General features: G+C 59.4%; 11 protein-coding genes. 10 read left to right on the top strand and 1 reads right to left on the bottom strand.

The annotated features are described in order from the left end of the window. Nucleotides 1–278 precede the first annotated feature (278 nt). The 9 genes from CJ010_RS21865 to CJ010_RS21825 all read left to right on the top strand — a co-directional run bounded on the left by CJ010_RS21865 (nt 279) and on the right by CJ010_RS21825 (nt 11398). Entirely contained in the window at nt 279–1727 is a 1449-nt protein-coding gene (locus CJ010_RS21865; protein WP_141020007.1) for a mannose-1-phosphate guanylyltransferase/mannose-6-phosphate isomerase, read from the top strand. Nucleotides 1728–1836: 109 nt separating this feature from the next. Further along, nucleotides 1837–2673: an ABC transporter permease gene (locus CJ010_RS21860; RefSeq protein ID WP_141020006.1), complete on the top strand. Its 837-nt coding sequence runs from the start codon at nt 1837–1839 to the stop codon at nt 2671–2673. A gap of 1 nt (nt 2674) precedes the next feature. Then, nucleotides 2675–3424, top strand: a complete 750-nt coding sequence (locus CJ010_RS21855; RefSeq protein WP_141020005.1) for an ABC transporter ATP-binding protein — start codon at nt 2675–2677, stop codon at nt 3422–3424. A 1-nt stretch (nt 3425) separates the two neighbouring features. After that, complete coding sequence (locus CJ010_RS21850; RefSeq protein ID WP_205754840.1) at nt 3426–4805, top strand: phenylacetate--CoA ligase family protein; 1380 nt, start codon at nt 3426–3428, stop codon at nt 4803–4805. After that, on the top strand, nt 4802–6364 hold the full coding sequence (locus tag CJ010_RS21845; RefSeq protein WP_141020004.1) for a polysaccharide deacetylase: 1563 nt from the start codon (nt 4802–4804) through the stop codon (nt 6362–6364). Before CJ010_RS21850 ends, CJ010_RS21845 begins: the two co-directional genes overlap by 4 nt. Further along, nucleotides 6361–7488, top strand: coding sequence for a non-hydrolyzing UDP-N-acetylglucosamine 2-epimerase (gene wecB, locus CJ010_RS21840; protein WP_141020003.1), 1128 nt, complete (start codon nt 6361–6363; stop codon nt 7486–7488). Before CJ010_RS21845 ends, wecB begins: the two co-directional genes overlap by 4 nt. Beyond that, nucleotides 7481–8725: a glycosyltransferase gene (locus tag CJ010_RS21835; protein WP_141020002.1), complete on the top strand. Its 1245-nt coding sequence runs from the start codon at nt 7481–7483 to the stop codon at nt 8723–8725. The genes wecB and CJ010_RS21835 overlap by 8 nt, the downstream gene beginning before the upstream one ends. Before the next feature lie 64 nt (nt 8726–8789). Continuing rightward, entirely contained in the window at nt 8790–10235 is a 1446-nt protein-coding gene (locus tag CJ010_RS21830; protein WP_141020001.1) for a radical SAM protein, read from the top strand. 113 nt (nt 10236–10348) lie between these two features. Continuing rightward, nucleotides 10349–11398, top strand: coding sequence for a hypothetical protein (locus tag CJ010_RS21825; RefSeq protein WP_141020000.1), 1050 nt, complete (start codon nt 10349–10351; stop codon nt 11396–11398). A 23-nt stretch (nt 11399–11421) separates the two neighbouring features. Here the strand turns inward: CJ010_RS21825 and CJ010_RS21820 are convergent, their stop codons facing one another. Then, nucleotides 11422–11607, bottom strand: coding sequence for a hypothetical protein (locus CJ010_RS21820; RefSeq protein WP_141019999.1), 186 nt, complete (start codon nt 11605–11607; stop codon nt 11422–11424). A 44-nt stretch (nt 11608–11651) separates the two neighbouring features. Between CJ010_RS21820 and CJ010_RS21815 the strand changes: the two genes are divergently transcribed. After that, entirely contained in the window at nt 11652–14774 is a 3123-nt protein-coding gene (locus tag CJ010_RS21815) for a glycosyltransferase (RefSeq protein ID WP_141019998.1), read from the top strand. The last annotated feature ends 2 nt before the right edge of the window (nt 14775–14776 follow it).

The following is a 14776-nucleotide window of genomic DNA, read 5'->3' as shown; positions in this document are numbered from 1 at the left end:
CGATAATGCCGGACTCGCCCACGTAGCCATTCGCCCAGCCAACCGTGCCGACCCGTTCATCCCTTGCTGCTTCCCGCGGGCCAATAAGTGGCCCGGATTGTTCCAGGTGTCCGGCGGCTGTGTGGCGTGTTCCGGCTGACACCCTCGCGCAGCTGCAGCCGAACTGTGGCGTGCAGCCCCGAGATCATCGCTCGCGAGGTCCCGGCTCTTGACCCGGCCAACGCTTCCCTGAAATCCGGTTGAACACTCCGACCATACCACTCATTAACGAGTCATCCATGCTGCTTCCCGTCATCCTTTCGGGCGGCTCAGGCACCCGTCTGTGGCCGCTTTCCCGCGACAAGCACCCCAAGCAGCTCCTGGCGTTGACTGGTCAGCTCACCATGTTGCAGGAAACCGTCCGGCGTCTGGACGGCTTCGCCAGCGCAAGCACGGCTTGTGGCCCCGCCCTGATCGTCGCCAATGTGGAGCACCGTTTCATGGTGGCGGAACAGTTGCGTGCAACGGGCGTGGACGGCGCGCGGATCATTCTCGAACCCTGCGGGCGCAACACCGCGCCCGCACTGACACTGGCCGCGCTTGTCGCCGCGCGCAAGGAGGCAGATCCGATTCTCCTGGTCATGCCGGCCGATCACGTGGTCGATGATCGTGCAGCCTTTCACGCTGCGGTGGCGGTTGGTCTGGCAGCCGCCCGTGCCGGTGCGATCGTGACTTTCGGCATCGTGCCGACCCGCCCGGAGACAGGTTACGGCTATATCCGGACCGGCGCTCAGCGCGAGGACGGTGCCCTCGCGCTGAGCGCATTCGTCGAAAAACCCGACGCAGAGCGCGCGCAGCACTACGTGGCTTCCGGCGCGTATCTCTGGAACAGCGGCCTCTTCATGATGCGCGCGAGCGTCTGGCTAAAGGCGCTGGGCGTGCTCAATCCCGCGATGGCCGCAGCGTGTGTCGCGGCGTGCGCAGCCGCCGCGGACGAGACCGACTTCATCCGTATCGATGCCGACGCGTTTGCCAGCTGCCCGTCCGACTCCATCGACTATGCGGTCATGGAAAAGCTCGTCGGCGATGCCGGCCTCGGCGTCGATGGGGTCGTGGTGCCGATGTCTGCGGGCTGGTCCGACGTCGGGGCGTGGGATGCGCTCTGGGATGTCATGGAGAAGGACGATGCCGGCAATGCCACGCGCGGCGACGCCATCCTCGAAGACTGCTGCGACAGCCTGCTGTACGGCGGCGACAGGCTCGTCGCGGGCGTCGGGCTCAACAACGTCATCGTCGTCGAAACGGCGGATGCGGTGCTGGTTGCGGACAAATCGCGCACGCAGGATGTGAAGAAGATCGTTAACCGGCTGAAGGCCGAGGGGCGCTCGCTGGCCGACACACATCGCAAGGTCGTGCGTCCTTGGGGTTGGTACGACTCCATCGACTTCGGCGAACGCTTCCAGGTGAAGCGCATCGTCGTCAATCCCGGCGCCAAACTCAGCCTGCAAATGCATCACCATCGCGCGGAGCACTGGATCGTCGTCAAGGGCACGGCGGAAGTCACCAATGGCGACAAAGTGTTACTGCTGTCCGAGAACGAATCGACCTACATTCCGCTGGGTCACGTTCATCGACTGGCCAATCCGGGCAGGGTGCCGCTCGAGATCATCGAGGTGCAGTCGGGGAGTTATCTCGGGGAGGACGACATTGTCCGCTTCGAAGACACATACGGACGCGCCCCAAACTGACCACTCAGCGCCGGGGGTTCGCAGCAATGTGTGCGATCCTTGGCCGTGTGGCGATCAATGATTTTCAGTGGCTGCATTGCTCAAGAAAAGGAAGTGTTGTACCTCCAAGATGAATTCGACCACCCTAGATCTACAAACTGCTGAATCCGTGGATGCGTCCTGGCGTGGGCATACCGGGCGCACGGATATCCTGGTCGGCCTGAGCGCGTACCATGTCTGGCTGGCCCTGGGCTGGCACGACATACGTCAGCGTTACAGACGGTCTGTGCTTGGACCATTCTGGTTTACGCTCACCACCCTGATCATGGTGGGCGTGCTGGGGTTCCTGTACTCGGAACTGCTCCAGCAAGACATATCGGATTATCTGCCGTACCTGGGCGTCGGCCTTGTTGTCTGGCAGTTCATCAGTACAGCCGCAAATGAAGGCTGCATGACGATGATCAGCGCCGCATCCACCATAAAACAGATACGCATGCCGCTCAGCACGCATGTCTGCCGGATGGTGTGGCGGAATTTCATCATTCTCCTGCACAGCCTTCCGGTCGTTGTCCTGTTGATGCTCGCATTCGGACATTCCTTGACGGCAAAGATGCTTCTGCTTGTGCCGGGCCTGTTCTTGTTGCTGTTGAACGCCGTATGGGCCGGCATCGTGTTCGGCATTCTCTGTGCCCGTTTTCGCGATGTAGCTCCAATCATCGGGAATATTTTTCAGGTCGGCTTCTTTCTTACTCCTGTCATGTGGCGGGCATCGGATCTCAAAGAGCGTGCCTGGATTGCCGATTTCAATCCGTTCAACCACCTGATCGACATCGTGCGTTCGCCAATACTCGGAAGCGAATTGTCCATTTCGTCCTGGGGATGGTCGATCGGAATGCTCGTCTGCGGTTTTCTCTTGGCGCAATATTTGATGATCCGTTTCCGCGAACGTGTCGCATACTGGGTGTGAAATGGACGCAAGAATAGTATCCGATGGTGTATGTGTCGAATTTCCGATATTTGAGAACTCTCATCGTTCGCTAAAAAACACCGTTATCCACCTGACCACCGGTGGGCGTATCGGCGTCAATTCCGGCCAGCATCCAGTGGTCAGGGCGCTCAACGACATCAGCTTCGAAATTGGTCCGGGCGATCGCGTTGGACTGGTCGGTCACAACGGATCCGGGAAGACGACACTGCTTCGAGTGCTTTCCGGCATCTATGCGCCCGTCAAGGGCAGATTGCAGATTCAGGGCAAGGTCGCCTCGTTGCTGGACGTCTCCATGGGCCTGGATCCCGACGCCACTGGCTTCGAGAACATCTACCTTCGCGGCATCATGGATGGCCTGCTGCCAGCCGTGATCCGCAGCAAGATCGACGAAATAGCCGACTTCACCGGGCTGGGGGATTACCTCAATCTTCCCGTTCGGACGTACTCCAGTGGCATGCAGTTACGCTTGGCTTTTGCGATCTCCACCAGCGTTGAGGCCGACATCCTGATCATGGATGAATGGCTCAGCGTAGGGGATGCCGAGTTCAGCCAGAAAGCTGCGGCGCGCCTTGATGCGCTGGTCAGCAAGGCCGCCATCCTGGTTGTTGCCTCCCATTCCCCCGAGCTCATCACCCGCGTGTGCAATCGCCGGATCCATCTCGAGCATGGTGTGATCCTGAGCGACGAGAGACTCATCCCCGCTGGTGTTCACGCAGCCGCTGCAGCCTGACATGAAGATTCCTTCCAATCATCCCGCCCTGCTGGCGTCCGAACATCTGTTTTCCGTTCAGCCTTTCAGTTTCGTCAAGGGGCTGGTCAGTGCTGGCATCGCCTATCCCATAGCCGAGCGCTACGAAGAGCGTAAGGTCACCGTCAAGCTACGTGAACTGCGCCACCACTATCGCCTGCCCTTCCAGGAGCGCCTGACGCTGGTCCGGGATGCACTTGTAGACACTTTGCGCTTTGCCGGTGCGCAGGTGCCGTATTACCGCGATCTCTTTGCGCAGACGGGGTTCAATCCTGAGTCGGTGGCGAAGGATGTCCGCTACCTGAACGATCTGCCTTACCTCACCAAGGAAATCATGCGTGAGCAGGGCGAGCGCATGTATTCCCGCCCGCTGGCAGGTCTGCGTCATCACATGTGCAAGACTGGTGGCTCCACCGGCCTTTCCTGTCACATCGCCTACGATCAGACGGCTGCCGACTATTCTGCGGCGGTCACGCTGTATGCACGCGAGCGGGCAGGTAACTACAAATGGCGCTCCGAGCTGCATTTCGCCTGCCGCTTTCCCGACATGGTTGATCCGGGCTGGCCCGTCCGTGAAGACTTCAAATGCTTCGCGATGAACCGCAGCAATATCTTCTTCGATCGTCTGGACGACATCGGCCTGGCCGAAATATGGGAGACGCTGAAGCGCCGCAAACCCTACATGGTGCATGCGCACCCTTCCACGATCTACGCGCTGGCTTGCTACATCGAGCGGCAATACGGCAGCGCGAAGACGTTCGACGTTTTCGAGTCCAGCGGTGAATTGCTGGAGCCCTATCAGCGAGAGCAAATCGCTCGCGCCCTACGCTGTCGCGTGGTCGATCGCTATGGTCTGGCCGAACTGGGCGTGATGGCCTATGAACTGGATGGTGCCGAGAAAGGCTTGCAGGTGCTGGATTCCGAAGGCTGGCCCGAGAGTCGTGAGCTGGACAATGGCGAGCACGAGTTGGTGCTCACCGGTTTCCGCAATCGCCTCATGCCGCTCATTCGTTACGCCACGGGGGATCTGGCGCGTGTGGAACAACGCGAGGATGGCTTCTACCTCACCGACATCGTCGGCCGCATTCACGACATCGTCTACCTCTCCGGCATTGCGTATCCCACCCACACCATCCAGGACATGCTGGACCATCGCGTGGGCGGCATTCAGGAATTCCAGATCGACGTGCGGGGAGAAAAGCCCGTGCTGCGCATCGTGCCCGAGCCACATGCCGATCCGGCGCAGATCGCCGCGAAGATCGAGGGCTACTGGCCTGGTGCGCTCACCGTGGAATTCGTCGGTCATGACGCCTTCGTGCGCGTTGGCCATCGTGCCAAGTTCCGGCATGTGGTGACGGCATGATCCACGTTTTCGCTGCCCGGCCGGATGCAGAAGCGGCGGGTCTCGTCGTCGCCGCGCTCCGCCGCTCCGTCAGCCACGGGCTGGTTACCCCGGCAGCGCCTGCCGGTTTTCCCGAGGCCTCGATAGCTGTCTGCATTCACCCGGACGAACTGCGAGGCGAACAACTGTGGCGCTGGCTGCACGAGCAGCCTCGCAAATTGATCCTGTTCGGCCGCCTTCCGTCCTCCCTGCGCGTGCCGTTCGATGTCAAAGCCGTCGAATGGCCTGCGTCGACCGGGAGTTGGGCGCGTAGTGCGCCGGCGCCGGCTGGCGGCTGCGCCGAGAGCGCAGGGCGCATCGTCTATCGTCCGAAGGCTTCGGCTTTCGCTGCTGCGGGCTGGGAGCGGGCGCTGGAGCGTTTCGACTTCGCCGACGAATGGAACAACCTGGCCTATGGCGCGATTCGTGCGGATGGCGGCCTTTGGGCGCTGGCCGAGCCTCTGCAGGCTCCGGATGATTGCGGATTGGCCGACCTGGTCATCGAGGGCGAGGCCCGCCTGAGCTACTGCGCAATGTTCGAAGCGGGAGCATCCTCGGTACTGTGGTTCAACCGCCCGGTTGGCCCGATCGATTCTTTCGAATGGCGCCTGGTGGAACGTTTCCTGAGCAACTGGCGCAGCGATACGCAACCCTGTTGCCCGGTGATCAGCGAGATCCCCTGGGGACACGATTCCGCCATCACGATGCGTCTCGATTGCGACGAGGACATCACATCTGCCGCGCCCTTGTGGGGCGCCTATCGCCAGATGAATGTGCCGCTGTCGCTGGCCATCCATAGCAGCAATCTGCACGACGATACGCATTACGCCTTCCTGCGCGAGTTCAGTGGAGCGGGGGGAGCCTTGCTCTCCCACACCGCCACTCATGCGCCCAACTGGGGTGGCAGTTATGAGGCTGCGCTGGCTGAAGGAAGGGAGTCGCGTGCGCGGATCATGGCTGCTGCAGGGGTGTCGGTGGCCTATGGCGTTTCTCCATTCCACCAGTCTCCGCCTTATGCCCTTGCCGGCCTGTGCGATGCCGATTATCGGGGGTGCATCGGCGGCATCATCCGCAATGACCCCGAGTTTCTGCTCGCACGTGGCGGCGAACTGGCGGGTTTGCCGCGTGGTTTCATCGGCCACAGCCAGCAGACCATGTTGCATGGCGACTGCATGCTCGCCGAGGGCGATCCGTTGCGCATCTTCAAAGCGGCTTACGACCGCGCTTTCGAGACGCGCACGCTCTTCGGCTATCTCGATCATCCCTTCTCCGCACGCTATCAGTACGGCTGGTCCGACGAAGGCCAGCGTATCGACGCGCACGTGCGTTTGATACAGCACATCCGTGCCCGTGCAACCCGTCCGCTGTTCATGGATGAAATCCAGGCCATGGATTTCCTGCGCTCGCGGGCAGCAATCAAGCTTGCAGAAGACGTCGCAGGCCTGGTTTGTCACGCGGCCGATGCTCCAGAGGGCTTGGCCTTTGGCGTCGAGTTCCGGAACGCTCTCCAGCCGCTCGCCTGTGGGGCGAGGCTGGCATGAGAGTTCTTGTCGCTCTCGGCACGCGTCCGGAAGTCATCAAACTGGCGCCGGTGATTGCTGCGCTGCAGCGGCGAGCGGAGGTACGGGTCTGCGCGAGTGGTCAGCACCGTGAAATGCTGCAACAGGCGCTGGATGTCTTCGGTTTGCAGCCGGACATCATGCTTGATGCGATGGCCCCGGGGCGCTCGCTGAACGTTCTTGCCGCCCGCTTGATGGAAGGGCTGGATGGCGTGCTGGAACAGGAGCAGCCGGATTGGGTGCTGGTACAAGGCGACACCACCACGGCGTTTTGCGCCGGCCTTGCCGCCTTTCATCGCCAGATCAGGGTTGGCCATGTAGAAGCAGGGCTACGCACCGGCGATCTTGCCAGCCCCTTCCCTGAAGAAGCCAATCGCCGCCTCCTGGCGCGCATCGCCACGCTTCATTTTGCGCCGACTCAACTGGCGGCTGCGGCCCTGCGCGGCGAAGGGATCCCGGAGGGCTCCATTCGCGTCACCGGCAATACCGTTGTGGATGCCATAGCTCAGGCTCAATCAGCCTGGCCAGGTGGTGTGCCGGCGGGTTTGCCTGCGGAAATCCGGCAGAGGCTGGGGGCCGGTCCTGCGGTGCTGGTCACCTGTCATCGCAGGGAGAACTTCGGCAGCGTGCTCGAGGCCTTCTGCCACATGCTCGTGCGCCTGTGCGTGCAGTATCCGGATGTACAGTGGATTTTCCCGGTGCATCTCAATCCGGCTGTGCGCGAACCGGTTAACCGCCTGCTGGCCAGGCTGCCGAACCTGCTGTTGACCGAGCCCGTGGATTACCACTGCAGCCTCTATCTGATCAGCCGTGCCATCCTGGTCCTGAGTGATTCCGGCGGGATTCAGGAAGAGGCGCCCAGCTTCGGCACGCCCGTGGTGGTCATGCGCCAGCATACCGAACGTATCGAGGGCGTAATGGCCGGTTTCGCTACGCTCGCAGGGCAGGATCCAGCTGCCATCGAGGCCGCGGTGAATGCCTGGCTGAATGATGCCGACCGACGCACCGCCCTGCGCGCGCTTGCCAATCCCTATGGCGACGGTTGCGCATCCATGCGTATCGTTTCTGCCTTGTATGGCGAGCCACGCGAGGCCTTCCATGGCTGAACGTGAAGTCCTTGTTCCGCAGAGCTGTATCCTGTTCGCTACGGCCGATTGGGATGAACCCTACTGGACCAACAAACAGCACTGTGCGAAGTCACTGGCTGAGCTCGGCACCCGGGTGCTCTATGTGGAAAGCGTCGGCCTGCGCAGCCCCAAGGCTGGAAGCGCTAAGGACTGGGGGCGACTGTGGCAGCGCTTGCGCAAAGGGCTGTCGTCACTGATTTCCGGCGCGGTCGAACGTGCGCCAGGCATCTTCGTCCTCTCGCCGCTACTCGTCCCGGCAGGCCATCGCCATCCGGTCACACGCGCGCTCAACCGTTGGTTGCTCAAGGCTGCCATTGCCCGGACTGCCGGACAAAGGCATTTCCGGAAGCCCCTGATCTGGACTTACCACCCTTTCATGCTTGACGCGATCGAGGGTATGGATACCGGCTCCCTGCTCTATCACTGTGTGGATGATCTGGCTGCGGTGCCCGGCGTGGATGCCGAAGCCTTCCGCGCTGCCGAGCGGATACTGCTGCAACGTGCCGACGTTGCCTTTGCGACTGCGCCGTCCCTTGCCGAGCATTGCCGCCAACACAACGCGAACACGCATTTCCTGCCCAATGTGGTCGATGCCGAACACTTCGGCCGTGCGCTTGAGCCCGGCCCTATCCCGGAAGACCTCGCCTGCATTCCCGAGCCGCGCCTCTGCTACCACGGCGTGCTGTCCGATTTCAAGATCGATTTCCAGCTCCTGATCGATGCGGCACGCATGAAGCCCGAATGGAGCTGGGTCTTCATCGGCGAAGAACGCGAAGGCCAGAAAAGCCCGCTCGTGGCTGAACTGGCAAGGTTGCCCAATGTGCATTTCCTGGGCTACAGACCCTATGCCGTGCTGCCGGACTACCTGCGCGGAATGCAGGTGGGGTTGTTGCCCTCGTTGATCAACGACTACACACGCGGCATGTTTCCGATGAAGTACTACGAATATCTCGCGGCGGGGGTGCCGGTGGCAGCCACACCGCTCGACTTCCAGCGAGCCTGCCCAGGTGGGATCGCAAGTGGGGCGGGACCAGATGATTTCGTGCGAGCTCTTGGTGATCAGTTGTCAGGCGGGCGGTTCAGCAAAGAAGACGCCAGCGAACTCATTGGCGACAATACTTGGGGGTCGCGCTGTTTAAGCATGCTTGTCGAGGTGATGGGGCAAGGTTGCCTGAAGGCTTCGAACGAAAGGTTTCATGTGGGGCTAAAGCTTTGAATGGCTATCCGCGGCGCACGCGGAGAATTCGCCCGGATGAGAACGGATAGAAGAGAGGTATGGAATGAAACTGACTGCATCGATGTTTGCGATGGCGCATCCAGATGGCTGGCTGGATCGGATTGAAGCGGTAACCGAGGGGATACTGGTGGAGGGCTGGGCTTTTCAGCGTCACGATCAAGGGAGGTGCGATTTCCCGGTCGTAATCATTACGGCCGACTGGACGGAGGTTGCCCGGCTGGAGCTTGGTAATGTTGCGCGTCAGGACGTGGTCGACGCCTTTCCGGATTGCCGTCTGGAAGACAAGGCGGGATTTTCGATCCTCCTGCCCAGCGACGTGGTCGGCGAACGTGGCGTGGCGGCTATTCAGGTATTTGTACTGAATCCGAACGGCACGGTTTCTCCTTTGAAGAAAGGCTTCAAGACAGGGCTTCAGGTTGAATTGACCGGGCGCTGCAATCTGCGATGTCCTATGTGTCCCAGTGTTATCTATTCGGATTTTCACAAGAAGGAGCTGAGTGAAAGTGAAATTCCGGACCTCGTTGAGTTCCTTCAGGATCGGGATTTTATCTGTCTGGATGGGTTTGGAGAGTCCCTCCTGGCACCCGTCTTCAGTCCTTTGCTGGATGCGCTGCCTCGTGCTTCGGAAGTTGTGTTTCATACCAACGGATTGTTGCTCGACAAAAAAACAGATCAGATACTGAAGAATGCTCCACCAATTGCCTGGGTGGCCGTGAGTCTCGACTCACTCGATCCGGAAAAGTACTCGCGGCTTCGAGCCGGTAGTTCCTTGCAGAAAGTGTTGGGCAACCTACGAGAGTTCAAGAGAAAGCGCGATGAAATGGGTCTGGTTTATCCCGTCATCCGCTTGAACCTGACGTTGATGAGGGAGAACTATCTGGAGCTCGAAGATTTCGTTCGGCTTTCGTTGGATTTTGATGGTGTTGTTGAGTGCAACTGGTTGTACGACGTCGAACACCTGACGGATGGGGTGAATATCGAGGTCGGTGGGCAGGTGTTCGATTATGAGTCGAACAAACTCAAGCATGTCGCTCATGACGCCAACGAGCACATAGATGCGGCTTTTGATCTTGCGCGGCGACTCGGGGTAGAGATCGTTTTCAACTCCTACTTCAATGAGAGTCTTTCGGAGTCTCCTGATGAAGAGGGGTTTTCCGGTGCGATCAAGCGTTCCGTGTCAGAGTGCCCCCATTTGTGTGGCGATTTCATGCTTCAGGCCGACGGGAAGGTTCAGAACTGTGTTTGGCAGACTGCACCCTTGATGGACTGGCGTGAAGAGGGGATGGCGAATGTCAAATCACATCCCAGGGTGCAAGCTGTAAGGGAGATGGCTGCCGAAGACAGAATTCCGTACGAGTGTTCCGGCGCTGGATGTTCTTATGTCCGGCTGCGGAAGTCGGATGAAGGACGCACTCATGATATTCGGGTTGGCGGGTACAGCGGAGATCGTGTGACCGAAAAGAAAAAGATCAAGATCAAGTCGCTCTGAGTCCTGGGTTGTTGATCTCGGCCTGGAGTCGAATAGGCTGGTCTTATTAGCAATGCTTGTTGTGATCCGGTTGTGGCGTTTCTGCGTGCGCTGTCGCTTGAGTTGAGGCTGGGATGAAAGGGTTTGTCGATCAGATTGACGTAAGGGCCGTTCGCGGGTGGTGCATCTGCGATGTGGAGGTCGTGATAGATCGCCGTTTTGTAGTCGATCCTGCAAGATATTTCATTCGTTCCGATCTTGCCGATTCCGGTGTGGATGGCCGTGCGTTTGAGATCGACCTGGCTTCGGCACTCCCTGGATATACGCCGGTAGAAATCATTGTCCGGCCACGTGGACATCTTCATCCGCTGCCGGGAGGCTACCTCAGATTGGGCAGCTTGAAACCTTTTCAGTATGTCGGTAGCAACGCGCAGGCCCGAGTTCACAATGAACGCCTGATGGACGGGGCCACAAGGGGAGTCTGTCTGTTCACCTCACGGGCTGGAGGGACCATGTTGACGGATCTCATTCGCGCGCATCCCCGTGCATATGGCTTTGCGGAACCGATCGAAGGCTTCGTGCGTGGTGGGAAGGCAGCTTTCTCGGAATGGCTGGACGATTACTTTCTGCTGCCATCAGTCATCGAGTATCCGCACGAAGTGCCGGATCCCGCCTTGATGTTCATGACGACGAAGATCTATCGACACGATACTGACCTGTTCCCCATGTTCAATCGCTATGGGGTGAAATATCTTCGGTTATACCGGGAAAACGTCTTGAAACAGGCGGTGTCGGATCTGGTCGCCAGGAAGCTTTTCTCAGAAAACCGGAATTTCAATCTTGAGAGAAGTGAAGATGGCGGAAACAGGGCGCGCCGCGAGAAGATTCGCGTCGATCCGGGGGCGCTGCTGGCAAAGGTTGAGCGTTATCAGAAGGCGGAGCAGCTGGTGGATGACATGATTGCCACGTACGCGGAGGGGGCGGTCATGAGTATTTCCTATGAGCAACTGGTTTCAGGTGAGATCGGTTTGCGCAAGGTTTTCGAATATTTCGATCTTGAATGGGTTTCCGTGTCCTCGCGTCACGTCAAGGTCAATAGTGACGATCTATCTGAGGTAATCGATAACTTCGATGAGGTCGTGGATGTGGTGCGTCGCACAAGATTTGCCCATTTTTGTGATTAGTTTTTTGAAGTGCTTGTTTTGCTTCATGGCAAGGCATGGGCGCATACCTGGGTGAGCCTGGTTTGATGCACTTTCTTGCCGGTCTGGAATTTACGTCGATAGGATTCGATCCGGCCTTTTTCGCGAGCGTCCTGCGTGCGTTCGTGGAGAGGCTGGGGCGTTCTCAAATGCAGGATATGGACCTTCAGATGAGAGATTCCTTCGTGCATGTACGTGCTGCGTGTTAATCGTGTCTATTTCTGGTGATCGTTGGATGAGTAATATCCCTTCCGTTCCTCCTCATGTGCTGATGGTGACTCATGTGTTGCCGTATCCTCCCGCAGCGGGGAACGAAATACGCGTGCTCAGATTGTTGCGCTGGTTCGCGGGAAGGGGCTACCGCATCAGCCTGGTCATTAAGCCCATGGGGGTTCCCGAAGTTTCGAATGAGAGCGTCAGCTATCTCTCGTCACTGGTCGAGAATCTCTTCGTTTTCGACTCTCGTGTTACTTCTGATTGTGCGCAGGATGTTCGACTTCCGTCCGATGAGGTCGGAGTGGATCTTCGACTTGCGGAGATTCAGGAGATGTTCTGCCCGGTATGGTTCTCGTCGGAGGTCGGTAAGCTGATCGATTCGCTGAGACCCGACGTGGTGCTGTCGGAATATGCCTTGATGGGACGGGTTCTGGTCTCGAGCGAGTATTCCGGATTCCTGAAGATCATCGATTCAATCGAGCTTTTCAGTCGTCTCAGGGAGAACCTTGCCAGGCAAGGAGTTACAGAGAGCGCGGGGCTCGACCTTTCCGCTGATGAGGAGCGCTTCCTGCTGAAACGTGCGGACATCGTGCTTGCCATTCAGCATACGGAGTGTGATGCCTTGGCGGAGATGTTGCCGGACAGGCGGGTGCTGGTGACGGCAATGGATCTGGACATTCCGGAAGCGACACGCGGTGACTGTGTCGACGGGCGCGTGCTGATCGTCGGATCGGATAATCAGTTCAACGTGAATGGCACAAGGCATTTCCTGAGCCATGTCTGGCCACGCGTGAAGGCCGAAGTGCCGGCGGCCACGCTCCACGTTGTAGGAAAACTTTCTGGCTGCCTGGAGAGCACGGATCCGTCGGTGAAACTCCTCGGGTACGTGGATTCCATTGCGGACGAGTACCGCGATGCGTCCGTGGTCGTGAATCCGTGCCTGCATGGGACCGGGTTGAAAATCAAGACGATCGAGGCGCTTTCCTGGGGTAAGGCGCACGTCGGATGGCCGGTCTCGGCGGATGGTATTCTGGACCTTGGATCGTTGCCCTACGTGCTGGCACACGAGGAAGAGTCATTTGCCAAGGCAGTGTGCAGCTTGCTGGTGGATGACGCGATGCGGACGGCGCACGAAGAACGATCCCGCGCATTTGCGTTGGCTCATTTCTCGCCGGATGCCGTGTATGGTCCGCTGGCGGCGCTTATCGAGGCGCACGCCCGTAGCGACGATAGCCGTCGGAGCGGAGGGCAAAAGGGTAACCAACAGACACCGGAAGACGCCCCTGTGTTGGTCAGCACGTACGCCTGCGCCTCGCTTGGCAGGGACGGCGGATTACCGATTACTGTGCACGTGTTTGCCACGGGGCAGGTGGCGGGGCTAACCTGGTCCGGACCGGGTCTGCCCAGCCCCTTGGAGCCAGACGTCATTGCCGGCGGCATTGAAGGGATCAACCGGCGGCTGCATGAGTGCCTGGGGGATGGCGAAGCAGTGGTCCTGTTCGTCCCGGCCGGCACGCCGTTTTCCACGCAGGATGTGGTGGATCTGGTCGAGGCCATGGCGGCAGACCCTCTCTATGGTTTCGCGATGCCGAGGATCTCAATCGAAGCACAGGCCGATGAGGAGGCACGCATGCTTCCGCACCTGCCCGAATCCGAGCGACGGGTTGTTGAGGGAGCGCCGCTGCTCGTGCGAGCCGCAATATTCCGCGATTTCGGTTTGCTTGACGCACAGGCGGCCAATCTCGACTCCGCGCTCGCCCAGTTGTTCGCACGGGCCAATCGGCGTGGCATCAGTGCGCGCCTTGCCAACCGGGTGTTGATGCAAGCGGGCGCAACCGGGCTATCTGCATTGAGACTGACGCGGGCATCCGACCACGCGAAGGCGCTCTCCGCGCAGGCGGCTTTGCCCGAGATCCGGTTTGAGCGCTTGCTGAGGCATCGTGTTGCGCGCAAGGACATGCGCGACGTGCTCTTCGATATCAGGAATCTCGCAGCGGGCTTCAACGGTACCGCTCATCATGTGCTGGCTCTGATGGGGGCATTTTCACGGTTGGCTGCTTCACGGAGGATGCGTCTTCATTTCTGGGTATTGCCGGAATCGGCAGAATTCCATGATCTGTACGCGCGATTCCCCGGGGCCATCGTCCACCAGCTTGCGGCGGATCAGTGCTTCGACGCCAGTGTTCGCCTCACCCAGCCCTGGAGCCTGACGGAGCTGCGCGATCAGGCTTATGTTTCGACCGTCAATGTGTTTTCGGTGCTCGACACGATTGCGTGGGATTGCCATTACATCCGCATGCCGCACCTCGAGGGGGTGTGGCGGGCCATGGCGGATTACGCGGACGGCTTTGTCTTCATCAGCGAATTCACAAGACAACGTTTTCTGGCGCGATTCCCGGCGGCAACGGCGGCCGGTCAGAAGGTAGCGCATTGCTCCATGGATCCTGCGGAGTATTGGACTAAGGAGAGTGAAAACCTTGCGGTTCGAGGAGATCGGGCAGCAGACAGCGCACCGTATGTGCTGATTGTGGGCAACCGCTACTACCACAAGGGGCTGGCTGAAGTGGTTCCAGTCCTGTCGGCAGCGTTTCCGGATGTCCGCTTCAAGGTGCTTGGTGAGTGCAACGGCCATTTCCACAACGTGGAGCAGATATCCTCCGGCGGCCAGTCGGCGGAGGCCATGGCGAAGCTGTTCGGGCACTGCGTCTGTTTGGTTTTCCCGTCCTTCTATGAAGGGTTCGGCCTTCCGATTTTCGAAGCACTCGCGTTCGGCAAGCCTGTGCTGGCGCGGCACAGCGACTTGATCGACGAGCTCCGGGAGCGTATCGATCCCGTCCCGGATCTGATTCCGTTTGTCACGACGAACGAGTTGTTGCGCGAACTCAAGGATTTGCTTGCGCAGCAGGTCATGCTGGCGGCGAGAAGTAGTCCGGTGGCGCTGCCGAGGCATCCATATCGTTGGGAAGACTCGGCGTCCGACGTCCTCGATCTCGTCGACAACCTGCTTGCTCGTGCCGATCTTGAGCGGTGCCGCAAACGGCTTGAGTTCTTCTACCGGCTGGAGATGTTTGATCTGGAACGTGCAGGATGGGCGGATGGCACTCAGAACATGGTGAGTTTCGAAGTCGAGAAGGAAGAGTGAGC

The sequence above is a fragment of the Azoarcus sp. DD4 genome (assembly GCF_006496635.1).
Classification (GTDB): Bacteria; Pseudomonadota; Gammaproteobacteria; order Burkholderiales; family Rhodocyclaceae; genus Azoarcus.
The sequence above is the reverse complement of the archived record's forward strand: the minus strand, read 5'-3'. Positions and strand labels throughout refer to the sequence as shown.

What these genes read in the sequence shown, in the direction of transcription:
- CJ010_RS21865 (WP_141020007.1), top strand. Translation starts at nt 279, where the DNA reads ATGCTGCTTCCCGTCATCCTTTCGGGCGGCTCAGGCACCCGTCTGTGG.
- CJ010_RS21860 (WP_141020006.1), top strand. Translation starts at nt 1,837, where the DNA reads ATGAATTCGACCACCCTAGATCTACAAACTGCTGAATCCGTGGATGCG.
- CJ010_RS21855 (WP_141020005.1), top strand. Translation starts at nt 2,675, where the DNA reads ATGGACGCAAGAATAGTATCCGATGGTGTATGTGTCGAATTTCCGATA.
- CJ010_RS21850 (WP_205754840.1), top strand. Translation starts at nt 3,426, where the DNA reads ATGAAGATTCCTTCCAATCATCCCGCCCTGCTGGCGTCCGAACATCTG.
- CJ010_RS21845 (WP_141020004.1), top strand. Translation starts at nt 4,802, where the DNA reads ATGATCCACGTTTTCGCTGCCCGGCCGGATGCAGAAGCGGCGGGTCTC.
- wecB (WP_141020003.1), top strand. Translation starts at nt 6,361, where the DNA reads ATGAGAGTTCTTGTCGCTCTCGGCACGCGTCCGGAAGTCATCAAACTG.
- CJ010_RS21835 (WP_141020002.1), top strand. Translation starts at nt 7,481, where the DNA reads ATGGCTGAACGTGAAGTCCTTGTTCCGCAGAGCTGTATCCTGTTCGCT.
- CJ010_RS21830 (WP_141020001.1), top strand. Translation starts at nt 8,790, where the DNA reads ATGAAACTGACTGCATCGATGTTTGCGATGGCGCATCCAGATGGCTGG.
- CJ010_RS21825 (WP_141020000.1), top strand. Translation starts at nt 10,349, where the DNA reads ATGAAAGGGTTTGTCGATCAGATTGACGTAAGGGCCGTTCGCGGGTGG.
- CJ010_RS21820 (WP_141019999.1), bottom strand. Translation starts at nt 11,607, where the DNA reads ATGCACGAAGGAATCTCTCATCTGAAGGTCCATATCCTGCATTTGAGA.
- CJ010_RS21815 (WP_141019998.1), top strand. Translation starts at nt 11,652, where the DNA reads ATGAGTAATATCCCTTCCGTTCCTCCTCATGTGCTGATGGTGACTCAT.